General features: G+C 45.7%; 20 protein-coding genes. 15 read left to right on the top strand and 5 right to left on the bottom strand.

Translation table 11 applies throughout. The features are described from left to right. Positions 1 to 37: 37 nt before the first annotated feature. Entirely contained in the window at positions 38 to 478 is a 441-nt protein-coding gene (locus tag BN1080_RS15295) for a YtoQ family protein (RefSeq protein ID WP_052653440.1), read from the bottom strand. A gap of 54 nt (positions 479 to 532) precedes the next feature. Next, positions 533 to 754, bottom strand: coding sequence for a hypothetical protein (locus BN1080_RS15290; RefSeq protein ID WP_052653439.1), 222 nt, complete (start codon positions 752 to 754; stop codon positions 533 to 535). A 128-nt stretch (positions 755 to 882) separates the two neighbouring features. Between BN1080_RS15290 and BN1080_RS15285 the strand changes: the two genes are divergently transcribed. The 7 genes from BN1080_RS15285 (at position 883) to BN1080_RS15255 (ending at position 9,208) form a co-directional block, all read left to right on the top strand. Continuing rightward, complete coding sequence (locus tag BN1080_RS15285) at positions 883 to 2,046, top strand: exonuclease SbcCD subunit D (protein WP_052653437.1); 1,164 nt, start codon at positions 883 to 885, stop codon at positions 2,044 to 2,046. After that, positions 2,047 to 5,139, top strand: a complete 3,093-nt coding sequence (locus tag BN1080_RS15280) for an AAA family ATPase (RefSeq protein ID WP_052653436.1) — start codon at positions 2,047 to 2,049, stop codon at positions 5,137 to 5,139. A 96-nt stretch (positions 5,140 to 5,235) separates the two neighbouring features. Next, positions 5,236 to 5,889: a hypothetical protein gene (locus BN1080_RS15275; protein WP_052653434.1), complete on the top strand. Its 654-nt coding sequence runs from the start codon at positions 5,236 to 5,238 to the stop codon at positions 5,887 to 5,889. Between the two features lie 12 nt (positions 5,890 to 5,901). Continuing rightward, positions 5,902 to 6,114, top strand: coding sequence for a hypothetical protein (locus BN1080_RS15270; protein ID WP_052653432.1), 213 nt, complete (start codon positions 5,902 to 5,904; stop codon positions 6,112 to 6,114). A gap of 99 nt (positions 6,115 to 6,213) precedes the next feature. After that, on the top strand, positions 6,214 to 7,482 hold the full coding sequence (locus BN1080_RS15265; RefSeq protein WP_052653430.1) for an acetyl-CoA hydrolase/transferase family protein: 1,269 nt from the start codon (positions 6,214 to 6,216) through the stop codon (positions 7,480 to 7,482). A 123-nt stretch (positions 7,483 to 7,605) separates the two neighbouring features. Beyond that, entirely contained in the window at positions 7,606 to 8,040 is a 435-nt protein-coding gene (locus BN1080_RS15260; protein WP_052653428.1) for a MarR family winged helix-turn-helix transcriptional regulator, read from the top strand. Continuing rightward, positions 8,033 to 9,208 carry an MFS transporter gene (locus BN1080_RS15255; RefSeq protein WP_052653426.1) on the top strand — a complete coding sequence of 392 codons (1,176 nt, stop codon included), beginning with the start codon at positions 8,033 to 8,035 and terminating at the stop codon, positions 9,206 to 9,208. Before BN1080_RS15260 ends, BN1080_RS15255 begins: the two co-directional genes overlap by 8 nt. A 62-nt stretch (positions 9,209 to 9,270) precedes the next feature. Here BN1080_RS15255 and BN1080_RS15250 read toward each other — a convergent pair whose 3' ends face one another. Together BN1080_RS15250 and trhA are read right to left on the bottom strand one after the other, a co-directional pair. Then, the gene (locus BN1080_RS15250; RefSeq protein WP_110925667.1) at positions 9,271 to 10,050 is read right to left on the bottom strand and encodes a 2-keto-4-pentenoate hydratase; all 780 of its coding nucleotides are present in this window, start codon (positions 10,048 to 10,050) and stop codon (positions 9,271 to 9,273) included. Between the two features lie 108 nt (positions 10,051 to 10,158). Then, entirely contained in the window at positions 10,159 to 10,806 is a 648-nt protein-coding gene (trhA, locus tag BN1080_RS15245) for a PAQR family membrane homeostasis protein TrhA (RefSeq protein WP_052653424.1), read from the bottom strand. 138 nt (positions 10,807 to 10,944) lie between these two features. On the opposite strand from trhA, the gene BN1080_RS15240 reads away from it, so the two are divergent. Together BN1080_RS15240 and BN1080_RS15235 are read left to right on the top strand one after the other, a co-directional pair. Beyond that, complete coding sequence (locus tag BN1080_RS15240) at positions 10,945 to 11,520, top strand: DUF1836 domain-containing protein (RefSeq protein WP_052653422.1); 576 nt, start codon at positions 10,945 to 10,947, stop codon at positions 11,518 to 11,520. After that, entirely contained in the window at positions 11,517 to 11,963 is a 447-nt protein-coding gene (locus tag BN1080_RS15235; RefSeq protein WP_052653420.1) for a YaiI/YqxD family protein, read from the top strand. Before BN1080_RS15240 ends, BN1080_RS15235 begins: the two co-directional genes overlap by 4 nt. Before the next feature lie 56 nt (positions 11,964 to 12,019). Here the strand turns inward: BN1080_RS15235 and BN1080_RS15230 are convergent, their stop codons facing one another. Then, the gene (locus tag BN1080_RS15230) at positions 12,020 to 13,123 is read right to left on the bottom strand and encodes an S-layer homology domain-containing protein (protein WP_052653418.1); all 1,104 of its coding nucleotides are present in this window, start codon (positions 13,121 to 13,123) and stop codon (positions 12,020 to 12,022) included. Between the two features lie 228 nt (positions 13,124 to 13,351). Between BN1080_RS15230 and BN1080_RS15225 the strand changes: the two genes are divergently transcribed. The 6 genes from BN1080_RS15225 to BN1080_RS15200 all read left to right on the top strand — a co-directional run bounded on the left by BN1080_RS15225 (position 13,352) and on the right by BN1080_RS15200 (position 18,240). Further along, positions 13,352 to 14,071 carry a type 1 glutamine amidotransferase domain-containing protein gene (locus BN1080_RS15225; protein ID WP_199876634.1) on the top strand — a complete coding sequence of 240 codons (720 nt, stop codon included), beginning with the start codon at positions 13,352 to 13,354 and terminating at the stop codon, positions 14,069 to 14,071. Between the two features lie 269 nt (positions 14,072 to 14,340). Then, positions 14,341 to 14,619, top strand: coding sequence for a hypothetical protein (locus tag BN1080_RS15220; RefSeq protein ID WP_052653414.1), 279 nt, complete (start codon positions 14,341 to 14,343; stop codon positions 14,617 to 14,619). Between the two features lie 93 nt (positions 14,620 to 14,712). Further along, a complete protein-coding gene (locus BN1080_RS15215) occupies positions 14,713 to 15,810 on the top strand; it encodes an AI-2E family transporter (RefSeq protein WP_052654677.1) in 1,098 nt (365 codons plus the stop codon). 109 nt (positions 15,811 to 15,919) lie between these two features. Then, positions 15,920 to 16,711, top strand: coding sequence for a transporter substrate-binding domain-containing protein (locus BN1080_RS15210; RefSeq protein ID WP_052653412.1), 792 nt, complete (start codon positions 15,920 to 15,922; stop codon positions 16,709 to 16,711). Positions 16,712 to 16,870: 159 nt separating this feature from the next. Then, complete coding sequence (locus BN1080_RS15205; protein ID WP_052653411.1) at positions 16,871 to 17,515, top strand: amino acid ABC transporter permease; 645 nt, start codon at positions 16,871 to 16,873, stop codon at positions 17,513 to 17,515. After that, a complete protein-coding gene (locus tag BN1080_RS15200; RefSeq protein ID WP_052653410.1) occupies positions 17,512 to 18,240 on the top strand; it encodes an amino acid ABC transporter ATP-binding protein in 729 nt (242 codons plus the stop codon). Before BN1080_RS15205 ends, BN1080_RS15200 begins: the two co-directional genes overlap by 4 nt. Positions 18,241 to 18,331: the final 91 nt, after the last annotated feature.

Genomic DNA, 18,331 nt, shown 5'->3' with positions numbered 1-18,331 from the left:
ACAAAAAACCTATCCTACGTGCGGATAGGTTTTTTGCTTATTCAACAATATAAGCCAATGCTTTGATTGCCTGGTCGACGGTTTCGACCGTGGCATTCGCTTTTTGCGACAATTCTTTCAGTGGATGGTGGAGCTTTCCCGGACGAATCAAAATGACGGGTTTGCCGGAAGCGAGAGCTGAACTCGCATCCATGGCGGTATTCCATTGTTTGTATTGTTCGCCGAAGAGCGCGATGACCAGATCCGCTTTCTGCATCAAGACGCCCGTCCGTAAATTGTTGAAACTGGATGCGGCTGCGTCCTTGAATACGGCATTCGGCTGTTCGCCTAAAATTTCTTCGCCGATATTGTCGGAGCGGTCGTGGTTTTCCATCGGGCCGACAAAATCGATCGGCAAATCTAGGGCAAGGGATTTCTTTTTGATTTCTTCGCGCCACGTGCTGTGGATTTCTCCAGCAAGGTAAACGGTTAATCTCATCTTCGATTCCTCCCAAAATAGACATTTGTTCCAGTCTATCATAGTTGGAGCCGCTCAGATGATCAGGCGTTCTTTTTGCGTTACCGGAATCAATGAAAGCACATTCTCCATTTTGAACGTGCGTTTCTTATGCCGGAGAAAGCAATAGGCTTGGAAGGATTCGCCGCTGACTTTTAAAATCTTGACGCGCCGTTTGCTGATTGTGCCATCATTCGCCATGTACATCATATCCACAAGCTGCTGATGCTTAAACGCTTTAAGTATCTGTGCTTTCATCGTTTTCACTCCTTTAATCGAACGTTTGTTCTTATTATATCCCATAAGTTTAAGGGAAACAAGCAATGTGTTTTCGTGTATAATAGAACGAACATATATTCTTTTATTTGAAGGAAGGGGCTCATTTTATGAAGTTTTTCCATACCGCCGACTGGCATTTAGGGAAGCTTGTGCAAGGCGTTTACATGACCGAAGACCAGCGCCATGTGCTTGATCAATTTATCGCGGCAATAGAAGAGGAACGGCCGGATGCCGTTATTATTGCAGGGGATTTGTATGACCGCGCGGTTCCGCCGACAGATGCCGTCAATCTCTTGGACGAAGTGCTGGCGAAAATTGTTTTGGAGTTGAAGACGCCGGTTTTTGCTGTCGCTGGAAACCATGACAGTCCGGGACGCCTGAATTTTGGCAGCCGGTTGATGAAGACGAATGGCATTCACATTGTCGGGCAGATGAATGCGGAGATAGCGCCTGTCGTTTTGCAGGATGCATTCGGGCCGGTGCATATTCATTTGATCCCGTATGCCGATCCGTCCCAAGTTCGCTATGCCCATGATAATCCGGAAATCCGTTCGCATAACGATGCGATGATGGCCATTACGGAAAAAATCCGCAGCACCATGGATTCAAGTGCTCGCCATATTGCAGTCGGCCATGCATTCATTACGCCTCATGGAGAGCCGGAGGAAAATACGAGCGATTCAGAGCGCCCGTTATCCATTGGCGGAGCTGAACACGTGGCAGCCGAGCATTTTCACCCGTTCCACTATACAGCGCTCGGCCATTTGCACCAAGCCCATTATGTCTTGAATGAAACCGTGCGCTATGCAGGGTCTCCTATGAAATATTCCATTTCAGAAGAGCATCACCAAAAAGGGTTTTTGGTTGTGGAGATGGATGCAGTTGGCGCCGTTTCCGTTGAAAAAAGGCCGCTCGAACCGAAAAGAGACCTTCGGACAGTAGAAGGCTTTATGGAAGACCTACTTACTCACGAAATCAATGAAGATTATGTCTTTGTGAAATTGCTTGATGAGACGCCGATTTTATACCCAATGGAAAAAATCCGTTCCGTCTATCCGAATGCGATGCATGTAGAGCGCAAACATTTCGGGCAAGTTTCAAAACAAAGCGATTCGGGTTCGCGCCGGGAAATGGACCCCCTGGTTTTATTCAATGCATTCTACGAGGAAGTGAAAGGCGAACGGGCGTCAGAAGAAACAGAAGCGATTTTCAAAGACGTGCTGCAGGAATTTCTGCGCGAAGAAACTGATGAGAAAGAGGGGGTGAAGTAAATGCGTCCCTTGAAATTAAAACTGACTGCGTTCGGTCCATATAAACATACCGAGACCATTGATTTTGCCGATTTGAAAGGCAATCAATTATTCGTCATTTCCGGAAGCACAGGATCCGGGAAGACGACTATCTTTGACGGCATTTGTTTTGCGCTTTACGGTGCTGCAAGCGGTTCGGACCGTGCCGAGACGCGGAATCTGCGGAGTGATTTTGCAGAAGACGGGACCCATACCTGCGTTGAAATGGAATTTGAGATACATAGGAAAGTCTACCGGATTCTCCGGCAGATGGGCCATGTGAAAAAAGGCAATAAAAGCGCGACAGGAGAAAAATATGAGTTTTTCGAAGTGACGGAAAAAGGCGAAGTGCCTTGCGTGGAGCGGCAAATCGTCTCGGAAATCAACCGCCGCGTAGAAGAAATCATCGGCTTGTCGCAAAACCAATTTAGCCAGATTGTGATGCTGCCGCAAGGTGAATTCCGGAAGCTCCTCACTTCCGAAACAGACAATAAAGAAGAAATCCTCCGGAAAATCTTCAAAACGGAACCGTATAAAATGATCAGCGAACGCTTGAAGCATCGAAAAGATGCTGCGGCTAAAGCTTACCAATACGAAGAGCACGCGCTTGCAAGCTTGATCAACGGAATTGCATCCGTCCTGCCGCAACGGGATTCTGAGCTATTTGAACTGCTGGAACGCGAACATTTCAATGTCAATCAAGTACTGAATGCGCTTCGCCAGGAAGCTGTCTATTATGGAGAGAAAGCAGCAAAAGATGAACAAGCATATTTGGCCGCTTACGGGCTGCATGACGGCAAATTAGCGGAATTCCATGAAGCGAAGAAATGGAACGACCGCTTGCAGGAGCTCGAAGAAAAAACCAAGCGCTTGGAAGCGATGAAAGAGCAGTTGCCGCAAATCGCTGATCAAGAACGGCGGCTGCAGCAGGCGGAACGTGCCGCTTTGATTGAAGGAAGCGAAAACCTGTTCAAGGAATTGCAGGCTAATGAAACGACGAAAAGACAGGCATTTGAAAGAGCGGTCGACGATGAAGCGCGGGCAAGCACACAACTTGGAAATGCAGAACATGCTTTTTCCATCGAGCAAGGAAAAGAAAAAGAGCGGGAAGACATCAGCCAAGAGCTGCATCAGCTAGAGAATATCCTTCCGTCCGTTCGCGAAATCGATGGCAAAAAACGGGAATTGAAAGCAATGGAAGCATCCGTTGCGTTGGCACAACAAAACCTCTCGGAAGCGGCTTCGAAGTTCCAATTGGAAAAAGAAGCGCATCAACAGCTTGGCGAGGCCGCTGCAGCTTTGGAGCAGAAACTCGAGCCTTTTGATGCGAAGAACAGCGAATGGAATTCGTTGAAGGAGCAAAGCCGCATTCTCAAGGAATGGCTTGCGGCAGAAAATGACTGGCAGGCCCAGCAGCAGACCCATCGATTAAAAGAGCAGCGGTTCACCGAATTGAACGCCTCCTATCAAGCGTTAGAGAACGGTTGGTTAGCCAATCAAGCACAAATTTTAGCGGCTTCTTTGCATGATGGGGAAGCTTGCCCGGTGTGCGGAAGCACCGAACATCCGCAGAAATCTTCAGCAGCCCATCACTCGGCAGTTACGAAAGAAGAGCTGGAAGCGGCAAAAGCGGAATTCAGCCAAGCAGACGGAGAATACCGAAATGCGGCCGCCAAATTGAATGCCTTGGAAGAACAATTAACTTTGAAAAAGGGCATTGCAGCCCAGTTCGGAGAACTGGCGGAAGATGCAGCTTCTGCATATGAGCAAGCGGAGAAAGAAAGAAGAGCATTGGAGCTGGAAGTAGCAGCCTTGTCCGCCGATAAAAAGCAGCTTCGTTTCCTGAAAGAACAACTGAATCTCCAAACAGAAAAAGTGGAAGCTTTAGAAGCCGGCAAAAATGCAGCTGCAGAAAAAGCGCAGCAATTGGCTGCATCTTTCCAGACAGCCGCTGCTGTGTTTGAACAAAGCCTATTGGCGATTCCGGAAGGCCTGCAGCATTTAGAGATTCTGGAAAAGAAAATACGCACCGTGAAATCCTTGAAAACCGAACTGGCGGAGGCCTGGAAAAAAGTGCAGCAGCAGTTGCAGGAAGCGAAAGAACGGCAGGCAACGGCCGTGATCACTGCCAAGCACACGAAAGAAGCGGCAGAAGAAATTCGATTGAAAAAAGAAAAAGCCGAACAGCAATTTAAAGAAGCGCTGCAGAAATCGGATTTCGAATCAGCGGAAGCGTACCAGCAAGCGAAATTATCTGACCAGCAGCAAACGGCGTTAAAGAATGAAATTCAGGAATTCAAGCAAAGCCATCATACATTGCGCGAGCAAGTGAAGGAATTGCAGGAAGCACTCGAAGGAAAAGCGAAAGCGGATTTGCCGGGAATGGAAGCGGAACTCGCCCACTTGAAGCAAGCCTATGAAGACTCCTTGACTACGTGGAACCGTGCGAAAGAATGCCGGCTCCAGATCAGCCAGCTGTCGGACAACATTTCCAAAGCTTCTAGGCAAACCGCTGAAATGGAAAAGCAGATGAACCGGGTCGCTGATTTGTATGATATGGTCCGCGGACAGAATCAGCTGAAGATTTCATTTGAACGCTATTTGCAGATTGAATACTTGGAACAGATTATCCATTCAGCGAATGAACGACTGAAGAACCTATCCAATGGCCAGTTTTACTTGATCCGGAGCGACCGCCAAGAAGCAAGAGGCAAACAGAGCGGCCTCGGGTTGGACGTTTATGATGCCTATACGGGGCAAACACGCGACGTGAAAACTTTATCCGGCGGCGAAAAATTCAATGCTTCGCTTTGCCTGGCGCTCGGCATGGCAGATGTTATCCAAAGTTTCCAAGGCAATGTCGCCATCGATACGATGTTCATCGATGAAGGTTTCGGTTCGCTGGATGACGAGTCATTGAACAAATCGATCGACACGCTGATCGATTTGCAGAAGTCAGGCCGAATGATTGGCGTCATTTCACACGTCCAGGAACTAAAAGCGGCGATCCCTGCTATTCTGGAAGTGAAGAAATCGAAAGAAGGATTCAGCCAAACGAAGTTCGTCCTGAAATAAAACAGCATAGAGGAGGGGCCAAAAGCATCGATTGTTTAAAGGCCTTCCGTTTAGTGAATGGTAAAGTAACACCCACTTTTCGGAAGGAAGGTGCATATGGATACCCTTCTCTATTTTTTATTTACAGCTGCTTATATGGGGCTTGTGATAGGGGGACTCCGGCGGCAGCGTTCGTGGAATTTCATGTCATTCATCTACCTCGTCCTGCTTGGGCTGATTTATGACAATGGCATGATTGCCCTCGGAAAATTCATCGGCGAAGGCCCGCTTCTTGAAAACTTGAGCTTGCTGCGTTTTTGGAGTCATGCTTTCTTGACGCCTGCTTTAGTGTTGTTTTCTTATGGTGCCTTGCAGGAAGCTAGAGTAGAATGGAGCAGAAAGAGGATTATCGGCATCGCAGCGATTTTCTATACTGCCGCTTTGATTATTGCTGAACTGCTGCTGGAAACGATAGGCATGGAGCTCATGATTGAAAAAGAATACGGCGTTTTGCGCTATGTGTCTGCCGATCCGGCATCCGGCCCGCCTATTATGGTATTGCTGGTTTCTGTCGTGCTTCTTGCAGCAGGAGCGATTCTTTGGAAAAGGCGTGGATGGAAATGGATGCTGGTGGGAGCGGTAGTGATGACGATCGGCAGCGCAGTTCCCATCCCAGTAGAGAGCTCAGCAGCAACCAATGCATTTGAACTTTTCTTGCTGGCGGCATTAGTCTCGACGAAAGTGCATTTGGAACGACGACACGATACATGAAGGAGCATCGCTATGAAAAATTTCACGGTTAAAACACGGATGATCTATTTTGCGGTTATCGCGCTTATCAGCATCGCTTTCTTTGTTCTGCAACTATATGCGAACTCAAGCGGAGATTATGGAATGGGTTCCATTATCGTTTTAATCCTTTGGGCATTGCTCGCCCTCTTTGGAATTGCAGGGCTTATTTTCACACTTTCAAAACGGGACCGTCATCAAAAATGACGGTCTTTTTTTGAATAGAATGGCTATTTTGCTTTTATGGAGCGCCAAAGGAAATGTGATAAAATTTAGACATCCAGACAGTCGGGAGTGAACCAATAAATGACTAGAAAATTGAGTGCACAAGAAGTGGTTGGCTTAATCGATCAAGGGGCAGATATCATCATTCCGATCGCAAACGGCGAACCGATCCAATTGCTTGATATATTGGAAGAACACGCAGACCAGCTGCAAGGCGTGAAAATCCATCAAATGCTGGCGCTTCGCAACCGCCCTTACATTGAAGGCGCATACGAAGGGCTCAAGCACGTTTCTTATTTCTTGAGCGGCGCTACACGGAAGGTCTATCAACAGGCAAAAATGGAGCTTGTGCCGAATAACTTCCATGAAGTCCCGCGCATGCTGCAAAAAGTGACCAAGATGTCGATGATGATGACAGTCGTGTCGCCAATGGACGAGCACGGGTTTTTCACAATGGGCACGCAAGCCGACTATGTTTCTGAATTTGTTGGAAAAGTTCCGTTCATTGTCGAAGTGAATGACCAGATGCCGAGAACTTATGGGCGCAACCAAATCCATATTAGCCAAATTGCGGGGTATGTGGAACATAACGCGCCATTGACTGAAGAAAAAGCGTCGCCGATCGGAGATAAAGATCTTTTGATCGCTTCTTCCGTCATTGAAGACATCGAAGACGGCGATACGCTGCAGATTGGCATCGGTTCTGTTCCGAATGCCGTCATCAGCATGCTGAAAGACCACCGCCATCTGGGCATCCATACCGAAATGCTGCCAGACGGCATTGTGGATTTGATAGAAGCGGGAGCCGTAGACGGCACCCGCAAATTCACAAATCCCGGAAAAATCGTCGCGACTTTTGCATACGGTTCTAAGAAACTGTATGATTTCATCGACGACAACCCGGTTGTCGAATTCTTGCCGGTAAGCATTGTCAACGATCCGCGGGAAATTGCCTTGGAAAAGAACATCGTTTCCATCAACGCCACAACGGAAGTCGACTTGTTTGGCCAATGTGCATCTGAAACCGTTGGCGGCAAATATTATTCTTCAAGCGGCGGCCAAATCGACTTTGCGCGCGGCGTGCGTTTTGCCGAGAACGGCAAAGGCTATATTTGCATGACGTCGACCGCGAAGAACGATGAGATTTCCCGCATTAACCTTCAATTGACTCCGGGATCGGTCGTCACTACAGGCAAAAATGATGTAGATAACATCGTGACGGAATACGGGATGGCCCGCTTGCACGGCGTCTCCATTTCAGAACGGGCGAAGCGCCTCATTTCAATTGCGCATCCGAAATTCCGTGATGAACTGATGTTTGACGCAAAAAAACAAGGGATCATTATTTAATAATAGCGTGTTGAACAAAGCCTTTCCTGCACTTCTGCGAGGAAAGGCTTTGTTTTGTTCTCTATACAAAAGCACAGAATTCATATATACTTACCTAAGTAAGTAATTTAAGGGCGGATGACGATGCAAAAATTACTGTTCCATGAAATTCATCAAAAATCTCGGCTTTCTGTGAAAGAAGTGAATGAAGCGCTTAAAGAGTTCGATTTATACAGTGCCCAATGGTCAATCCTTTTTTGTATCAAGCAATTTGGTTCTATGACGCAAAAGGAAATTTGGCAATATTTGAATGTGGAAGCTCCGACCATCACCAGGACCGTAGCAAGGCTTGAAGAAAGCGGTTGGGTTGAACGGAAAGAAGGCGCTGATAAGCGGGAACGTATCGTATTTTTATCGGACCGCGCAAAAAATACAGTTCCTAAAATTGAAAAGCGCATTTTGGAAGTGGAAGAGCGGCTGCTTTCGCTGCTCTCAGAAGGTGAACAAGCGCAGCTGATCGAGTTATTGAAGAAAATAGGAAATGCAGCAGAATATGAAAAGGATGGAAGCAATGACTGAAAAAAGACCAATTTGGACAAGAAGTTTTATCAATATCTCCATTAGTACATTTTTTATTTTTACCGTATTTTATGCATTGCTGACGTTCCTGCCAATTTACGTCATGAACGAGCTTGGCGGGACAGCGAGCCAAGGAGGGATGGCGGTCTCCGTCTTCCTGGTTTCTGCTATCATCATGCGCTTCTTTGCCGGAATGATCTTGGAGAAGTACGGAAAAAGAAGAATTTTGATCCTCAGTGTGCTGATGTTCGCAGTCAGCACTATTTTCTATGTGTTTGTAGATGATTTTGCACTCTTATTGGGACTGCGGTTTTTCCATGGGATTTGGTTCAGTTTGATGACGACGGTTGGGGGAGCCATCGCTGCCGATATTGTCCCGCCGGAACGGCGCGGGGAAGGGCTTGGCTATTACGGCATTGCAATGAACATTGCGATTGTCGCAGGCCCTTTCATTGCGTTAACGCTGCAGCCTTTCATGGCAGCAAGATCCATCTTTATTATTTTTAGCGTCATCATGGTGATCGGCTTTTTCTGTGCTTTAGCGGTTCGGGTGGAAGAAGCGGCACCGGTGCTGCGCGAAGGAAAACGCAAACTGTCTTTGCATGACTTTCTTGAAACAAAGGCGATGCCCATCGCAAGCGTTGGATTTTTTGTTTCCTTTGTGTATGCAAGCATTGTTTCTTTCATCTCTGTTTACGCGGAATCATTAGGATTGCTGAAAACGGCCAGTTATTTCTTCTTGGTTTATGCAATCGCCATGCTGGTGGTGCGGCCATTCAGCGGGCGGATATTCGACTCAAGAGGGCCGCATATCGTTATCATTCCTTCTTGCATCATGTTTGCCATCGGGCTGTTTTCATTGAGTATTACGCAATCGCCTTGGATGCTCCTCTTATCAGGTGCGTTAGTCGGCCTTGGCTACGGCACTTTGCTGCCAAGCTTTCAGACGCTTGCCATCCAATCAGCGGATAAGCACCGAAGCGGCTATGCGACAGGCACGTTTTTCGCTTTCTATGATACGGGCATGGCCATCGGTACAGCATCGCTTGGCATTATTGCCGTCTCACTCGGCTACGCAAATCTGTATTTAATGCTTGCCGTTATGGTCCTGTTAATCGCCCTTTATTACGTATGGATTATGAAAGGCCACAAGCAGGCAGTTGAATAAACTAAACAAAAAGGCGTCCTGCGAAGCAGGACGCCTTTTTTAGATAGTAGAGAAAGCAAAACTTAAATCACTTTTAAGGAGACTTCTCCGATTCCTTCATAGCTTGCTGTATAAAGGCCTTTTTCAAGCTTTTTCGGCAAGATGAACGTACCGGAGGAAATCGCCATGCCTTTTTTGATCGCTAACCCGTGCTTAGCCAATTCTTCAGCCAGCCATTTGACTGCATAAACGGGATGTTCTAGCACGGCTTTCGAGGAATCTGAAGCGATTTCCTCGCCATTGAATGTTAAACGGCCTTGAATATCGTCCAAGTCAGCAAATCGGACGCCTTCTTTCGGCTTGCCGATTACAATTTTTCCTGCCACGGCACTGTCGGCGATGACTTGGCCAAGCGAAAGATGCGGAAACCAATCTTCAAAACGGGAATCCGGAACTTCGATTCCTGGGGCAACCAAAGTCTTTTGAAGAATGGCTTCTACGCTATCTTCTGCAGACAAATCCTCCTGTGCAATGAAAATCAATTCGAGTTCGATTAAAGGGGAGCTCATCGCAGTAAGTTCAATGGTGCCGCCGGAAATCGCAGGAGAGGTCAAAGCCCCGTATAAAGGAGTTTCAGAATTAAAAAGTTCCTGTGTTTCCTTGCTCGTCAAGCTGATTTTATAGCCTTTCAATTCTTCATTGGCTGCTTCGGCTTTTTTTGCCGTTAAGGCATGTTGAATGCCGTACGCTTTTTCTTTTTCCAGAAAAGCGGGAATCTGGTCTTTAGAAAGTGGTTTGTTCTGTATGTATGCTTCAAATAAGGTGTCGGCTAATCGCTGATCATTTAAGTCGAATTGTTCCATTCGTTCTCCTCCTCATAAATTATTAGAATAATCATATCATTTAATCGGAGAGAAAACAGGGAGGATGAGAAAATGCCCTTTCTCCAACTTTGAAGAAAGGGCATTTCTTTATAAAACATAGAAGTAAACAGAAAGGAAATGGCAAAGGCTGCCGGCCAAAATGAAAAGATGAAAAATTTCATGGAAACCCAAATGCTTGGATGACAGGAAATCCGGTTTCATTCCATAGATAATGCCTCCAACTGTGTAAAGAAGGCCGCCTCCGACGAGCAATGACAAGCCCGGTACAGATAAACTGTCTGCTAAAGGGACGACCGCAAAGATGATAATCCATCCCATGGCAATATAGATGGCGGTAGACAACCAGCGCGGCGAATGGAACCATACCATTTTAAAGAAAATCCCGCTGATGCCAAGGACCGCAACGATTGCAAACAAGATGGTGCCGAGCTTGCCGTTAAGCGCAATCAAGCAAAAAGGAGCATACGATCCAGCGATCAAAGCGAAAATCATGGAATGGTCCAATTTCCGGAGAAATGCAATGGTGGATGGCATTGCAAGTGCGCTATGGTAAATCGCTGAAGCCGAATAAAGGCAGATCAAACTCACACCGAAAATAATGACAGAGCTGAGATGCGAAGCTGGGGCCTGGCCATAAGCCGCTTTAATCACCATGGCCAGTAAGGCAATAAAAGACAACACAGCGCCCAGAAGGTGGGATAAGGCATTGAATGGTTCTCTTATGTAAGTTCTCATTAATATATGCTCCTTGTTATACGTAGTTATTGAAACTACTTAAGATAATACTCTTATTTAATTCGGTGGTCAAGCTTGGAGGATTTTGAATAATCATGTAGAATAAACAGTAATAACTGACAGGGTGAAGGTGAAAATGTGGCGGATATAAAAAAGCTGACAGAGGATTTGGCGCTTGAAAAAACGATCCTTCTAGAAGATATACCCAAAATTGACTTATATATCGATCAAGTCATTCAATTGTTTGAAACGAGTTTTGAAGAAACGAAAAGAACCGGCGCAGAAAAAATTCTGACGAAGACGATGATCAATAACTATGCAAAAGGAAAATTGTTTTACCCTGTGCAGAACAAAAAGTATTCGCGCAACCACATTATGCTGATCCACTTGATCTACCAGATGAAAAGCGTCTTATCGATAAATGATGTGAAGCAAGTATTGGATGGGTTGAATGAACGGGCGGAAAAAGAGCAGCTGAATTTAGAAAGCTTCTATGAAAGTTATTTGCATATTCAACAAGGCAGCATTGCCTCTTTTAAAGAAGGGCTTGGCCGCCAAGCAGAATTGGCCGAAAAAGAAGGGGCTGCCATAGAAGATCCGAACGAATTGGAACAGGTTTTATTAATTGCCTCTCTGGTGCATACAAGCAATTTATACAAAAGGGCAGCTGAAAAATTAGTGGATGATCTGGTGGAACGGAGGAAATCGCGATGACGAAAGTATTGATCGATGCGGACGGCTGCCCGGTTGTAGATTTGACCATCGCTTTGTCGAGAAAATTCGACCTGCCGGTGCTGCTGATCTGCGATACTTCCCATATAATGCAGCGCGAAGGAGCGGAAACGATTACGGTATCCAAAGGTGCGGATGCAGTCGATTTTGTCTTAGTCAACCGTGTAAAAAAAGGCGATGTCGTCGTAACGCAGGATTATGGGCTAGCTGCCATGGTCCTTGCCAAGCAAGGATATCCGATTGACCAGAACGGCCGAATCTATTCTTCGGAAAATATTGATCAATTGCTCCACGGCCGCTATGTTGCCAAAAAAATCCGGCAAAGCGGCGGGCGCATGAAAGGCCCGAAAAAACGCAAGCCCGAAGACAATGAAAAATTCCAGCAAAGTTTAGTGGAACTCTTCAAAACAATTGCTTCTGAATAACGAAAGGCCCCAGGAATCTGATTCCTGGGGCCTTTTTTTGTTCTCTTCGTCAACTGTCAGATGGTCCAGCGATTGTTCACAATTGCGATCAAAATCCATTCACCTTCGCTGTTTTTTTCAAAGACCATGTTTAAGTTTTGCCAGTTCATGTACTCGAATTGTGCTGTGCCGGGATTATAGAATTCAACAACGGCCGCATTTGGGAAGCGTCGTGCAATCTGCTCTCTCGTCATCGGCTGCTCTGTCCGTCCGTAGCGTTCTTTTTCCTCATAGTCGGCGTCCATCAAATATTCATCATAATACGCAGCCGGCGTTAACTCGATGGGAAATCCGCTGCCGTCTTCATAGCCCCATAGATATTCTTTCTGGTCTGCCATAAAAGCGCTTACTTGGCTTTTGGAGAATGTCTGTCCATTGCCATCCAGGCACCCGCCGCTATATGGGCAGAAGGCCAATCCTTTGGAAGAGCTGACGTACTTGGAAACTTCAACAAAATTCTTTTCCTGCAATGCCCCTAAAATCTCATTAGCGGCTGCAAGCAATTCACGTTTGTCTTCAATGAAAGTGGGTTCAATTGCCCGTGCAAGGAACGCTGCGAATTGGGCGCGCGTGACAGGGCTTGACGGCCGGAACCGGTTGTCCGGAAAACCTTTTGCGACGCCTTGATGGGCAAGTCTGGCTACCGCTTCATTGGAAACGGTATTCGGTCCCATATCCAAAAAGCCGGATGGCGGAGCCGCTGGGAAATCGAAGGCCCGGTCAAGGAACATCGCTGCCTGGCCACGGTTCAATTGACCGTTCGGGCGGAACGTATTGTCCGGAAAGCCGAAGGCGATGCCTTCTTTAACTGCAGAATCGATGTAGCCGGAAGCTGGGTGGCCGGCACTTACATCTTTAAATGGCGTTTTGCGCTGTTTGCCATCCAATTCGAGTGCACGTCCGATCATCACAGTGGCTTGGGCGCGGCTTACTGTGGCATTGGGCCGGAATGTTCCGTCCTCGTAGCCGGACACAATTCCTTGTTCGTGGAGATAGATGATCTCAAAGGCGAATCCATGGGTTGCCGGAACATCATCAAACGTGACAACAGCGGAAGCGGGAAGAGAAAACATACTGAATGCAAGGATGATGGATGCTGCAAACGACAAAAGCGTTTTCATCTTTAATCCCTCCCTAGTTACTGTAATTTTATCATAAATAAAGGCGAAAATATATAAAAAGACTGTATTTTCTGACAATAAAAGTGTTTAATAAGAGCTGACGAGAATGCTTTTAGAATCTCTTGCAGGCAAACTTGGCAGCGGAAGAAACGTACGATGGGTGGACGTTTTTCTTCATTTGGGAAAGGGAATACGAAGAAAAAGAACGAAGCAGGAAAGGGGATCACGATGGAAAAACTATTGATTGCAGTCACCAATCATGCAGCCCTTGGAACAGGAGGCAAAAAGACCGGATTATGGCTGAGGGAATTGACGGATTTTTACCATGAAGTGAAAAATGATTTTGAAGTGGACATTATTAGTACATCGCGAAAGCGAGTTCCTCTGGATCCAAGAAGCTTGATGGCAGTCCTGACAAATAAGAAAACGCGTGCTTACTATATGAACGACGAGTTGATGGACAAAATAAAAAATCCATTCGTCCCCGAGGATATTGATGCACAGGATTACGCCGCCATTTATTTTGCCGGAGGGCATGGAACAATGTGGGATTTTCCAGATAACAGCGAGTTGCAGGAAATTACAAAAACGATCTATGAAAATGGCGGAATGGTTTTAGCCGTATGCCACGGGCCGAGCGGTTTGCAGAACGTCAAGCTGTCAGACGGAAGATATCTTTTATCAGGGCATGTCGTTACGGGGTTTTCCGATAAGGAAGAAAAGTTAATGGGGTTATATAAGCATATTCCTTTTTCTTTGGAGCAGGCATTGAAAGATCGGGGCACTTTATACAAACAGAGCACGTTTCCAATGGCCGCTTGCGTGCTGCAGTCCGGCAGGCTGATTACAGGCCAGAATCCAGCTTCCACAAAAGGCGTCGCGCAAAAGTTTCTTGAACAATGGCCTGAGCTCAAAAAAGAACAAGCTAAGCATGAGCAGGAAGCTTAAGCATTGCCTTTCCATTTCATTCCCCTGCAACATCCATATTACAAAGTTAGCTGCAGGCAATGATTGTATGAAGTGTCCATTAAAAGAAAGAACGAGCAAAAACAGGCAGGGCCGCGTGGTATTCATTCGGCAAACGGCGGTTGCAAACAGGCGCAGGAGCTAAAAGAATAAATGGCGCCAAAAAATCTTTTCAATGAGTAGTTAAAAAGTAGTTTTAAGGGTATACAGAATAGAAGACAGTCTATCAGTTTCTATTTGGAGGGGTATACATGAAAAAATCTACTATGAATACAGTCATCGGCAGCGCCTTAGCAGCGGCTGCAGGAATTTTTGTTTTTAAAGCGTATCAGGAAAAAAATAGCGTAAAGGTTCAAGAAGACTCGGACTTGCGCAATAGTGTAGAAGCAGATCGCCGGGAAAGTGTAGAAGCGGATTTGGATCCAGCTGAAAAAGGCTTGACGCAATTGGATTCCGCTTACCGTGATGAATGGCAGGCCAATGGCTTCCCGCAAACGCATAAAGAGATGAAAGAGCTTGAAGAAGAATAAACAATTCCGGCAAAAGAGTGAAGGCGGAGGCAACTCTTGCTTTCGCTCTTTTTTGCTGGAATTTTTAAATTGAAAAAGGAAGGAGGAGGTTCCATGTGGATTAAAAAACCATTTTTTGAATATGCGACCGGAACGCTATTAATTGTTATTATTCTATTCTTTTTAGGAAAGATCGACTATGCTTTTTGGCCGTTCAAAGTCATTATTGCCACCGTGTTTGCGCCAATTGTGATTGCTGGCCTTCTGTATTATATTTTGCGCCCTCTATTAAAGCTGCTGACGCGCTACATACCAAAGCTCGCAGGAATTGCCCTAATCTTCTCATTGATCGCCATTATTTTAATTTCCATCACTTATTTCTTGGGGCCGCTATTGAAAGGCCAAGTGACAAGCCTCGCAGAGCTGGCACCCGAAACAATTGAGGAAGTGACAACAGATTCCGGCCAAGCTGTTTCTAAATTTGAATTTGCCGGAGTAAGTGGGACGGAATTGAAAAATTATTTGACTTCCTACACGGAAGATTTATCGGACGGCTTGCTGGAAAATGTGATGGGGATTCTGGGGATGTTGATGAACGTAGCCGTTGTCTTGATCGTAGTGCCGTTCATCCTGTTCTTTCTATTGAAGGATGATGAAAAATTAAATCCTCATTTAATGAAATACCTTCCTGAAGAACATCGGCTTGAGGGAAGGAAGCTGTTGCGGGATCTTGACCAGACCCTTTCCGATTACATTGTCGGACAAGCCATTGTCGCATTTACGGTTGGGGTGTTGATGTATATCGGCTATATCATCATTGGCCTCGATTACGCCTTTACGCTGGCAGTCTTTGCGATGTTCTTGATTATTGTCCCCTTTTTAGGCCCATTGATCGGCATTATCCCGGCTATATTTGTCGCCTTGATGAGCGGAGAGCCGTTGATGGCCGTAAAAGTTCTCGTTGTGCTTTTAGTGGTCCAGCAATTGGAAGGAAACTTGGTGACGCCGAATATCATGGGAAGCCGGTTGAATATTCACCCCTTGACGATCATCCTGCTGCTGCTTATTGCCGCAGCACTTTACGGTTTTGTCGGAATCTTAATTGCCATTCCATTATACGCCGTATTAAAAACAGTAGTTCATAACTTCCGTTTATTTATTCGGCTTAGAAAAAAACGTCAAATTTCAAAAGAAGTAGCTGAAAAGAACTAGACAACTAAGGAATTGGTTGTCTTTTTTTTATTTTGAAGGTTCTGATTTGCTGAAAATTATGATATATTGTTGAAGAGATGAATCTCATTTATATTAAGGGGGAAATGAATTGAAAAAGATCAGTTTATTCATGCTTCTTATGGCAGTCATGCTAATTATTGCGGCCTGCGGTTCAGACGACGCAGCTGATAACTCAGGCAGTTCGTCGGGAGACGGCGGAAGCGAAGGTGCAAAGTATACAGTTGGTATCGATACTACATACCCACCATTTGAGTTTGAAGAAGACGGCGAATACACTGGAATCGACATCGATTTGATTACAGCGATTGCCGAAAACCAAGGTTTTGAGATCGAATTCAGCCCAATGGATTTCAGCGGCATTATTCCGGCATTGCAAGCAGGCCAATTGGATATTGCAATCGCGGGGATGAGTATTACAGATGAACGTAAAAATGTGGTGGATTTCTCAGATCCATATTTTGATGCAGGGCTAACTTTGGTCGTTTCTTCAGACAATACGGAAATTGAAACGTTAGAAGATCTACAAGGCAAAACAGTAGCAGTTAAAAGCGGAACGACTGGAGCGGAATTTGCGAGAGCAAACGAAGGCGAATACGGCTTCACGGTTTCCCAGTTTGAAGACAGCCCGTCAATGTTCCAGGAAGTTTCAAATGGCAATGCTGATGTTTTAATCGAGGATTATCCGGTTATCGCCTATGCGATTTCTGAAAGTGGATTAGACTTGAAAACGGTTGGAGAACGCCTAAATGGTGACCAATACGGAATCGCTGTATTAAAAGGCGAAAACGCCGATGTGTTGGAACAAATCAATGCAGGTCTTCAAGAATTGCGCGACAGCGGAGAATACGATGAAATTCTTGGCAAGTACATCGCAGAATAAGAATGGATTGCAGCGCGCAATTGTGCGCTGCATTTTTTGTACAGCATAGAAAAATGATTTGCGCATTCGGTGTCTAGACTCTAGCGCCCGGTCCTCGAAACCTTAAGCTTTTTGAGGCTGGATGGGCGCTTGCGCTTTTCTTACAAAGGAGATGTGTTGATGGATACGATTAAAAATGCCTTTCCCTATTTAATGGAAGGCTTGCAAGTCACGCTTTATATCTTTGTAATTGCTATTATTCTTGGGTTCTTAATCGGTTTGCTTGTCGCATTATTAAGGCTCGCCCCGATTAAAATCTTGAACTGGATCGCAAAAATCTTCGTTGATGCCATTCGGGGAACGCCGTTCATCGTTCAGTTGTTCTTCATTTATTTTGGATTGAATTCCCTCCAGATTTTCTCAATGGACAATACGACTGCGGGGATTGTAACCGTAGCCATCAATGCCGGAGCCTATTTCTCGGAAATTATTCGAGCGGGCATCCAGTCAATTGATAAAGGGCAGACGGAAGCGGCGCGTTCGCTCGGATTAAATGCTACGCAAAACATGCGCTTTATCGTTTTGCCGCAGGCATTTAGACGAATGCTGCCAACCATTACGAACCAAGCCATCATTTCTTTGAAAGATACGTCGCTCTTGTCGGTCATCGGAATTGCGGATTTGACGCAAGAAGGACGGATTCAAGCCAGTGCCACATTTGATGCGTTTAATGTGTATTTGATTGTCGGCGTCATTTATTTTGTGGTCATTTACTTGCTTTCATTGCTGGCTAGTTTTGTGGAAAGGAAGTTTGTATTGCGATGACAATGATCAGAGTAGAGAACTTAAAAAAATCATTCGGCAAGCTGGAAGTTTTGAAGGATATCAGCACGGTGATCGAAGAAAAAGAAGTGGTATGTGTAATCGGTCCGTCTGGATCAGGAAAAAGTACGTTTCTCCGGTGCTTGAACCGTTTAGAAGATATTACCGGGGGCCATGTGTATATTGAAGGCGTGGATATCACCGAACCGAAAAATGATATCAACAAAATTCGCCAGGATGTGGGAATGGTGTTCCAGCAATTTAATTTGTTTCCGCATAAAAGTGTATTGGAAAACGTCACATTGGCACCGATGAAATTAAAGAAGAATGATAAAAAAGCAATTACGGAAAAAGCGTATGAGCTATTGGACAAAGTCGGTTTGCGTGAAAAGGCGAATGTCTATCCAGGCCAACTATCCGGCGGACAGAAACAGCGGGTGGCGATCGCCCGGGCGCTGGCAATGGATCCGAAAATCATGCTTTTCGATGAGCCGACTTCTGCACTCGATCCGGAAATGGTCGGGGATGTGTTGGACGTTATGAAGCAATTGGCGGTAGAAGGGATGACGATGGTCGTTGTAACGCATGAAATGGGGTTCGCACGTGAAGTGGGCGACCGTGTCATGTTTATCGACGGCGGCTATATCGTTGAAGAAAATGTGCCAAGTGAATTATTTGGCAATCCGCAGCATGAGCGGACAAAATCATTCTTAAGCAAAGTATTATAGAAAACACGCCTTGTGCGTGTTTTTTTATGGAGTTTTTCGGTTAGAAGCGTATTTTGTCAGCATTGGGGCGTATTCTCGGCTGGCTTCTATA

This window comes from Planococcus massiliensis (assembly GCF_000821325.1).
GTDB lineage: Bacteria > Bacillota > Bacilli > Bacillales_A > Planococcaceae > Planococcus > Planococcus ruber.
This window is presented reverse-complemented; position numbering and strand designations above follow the sequence as displayed.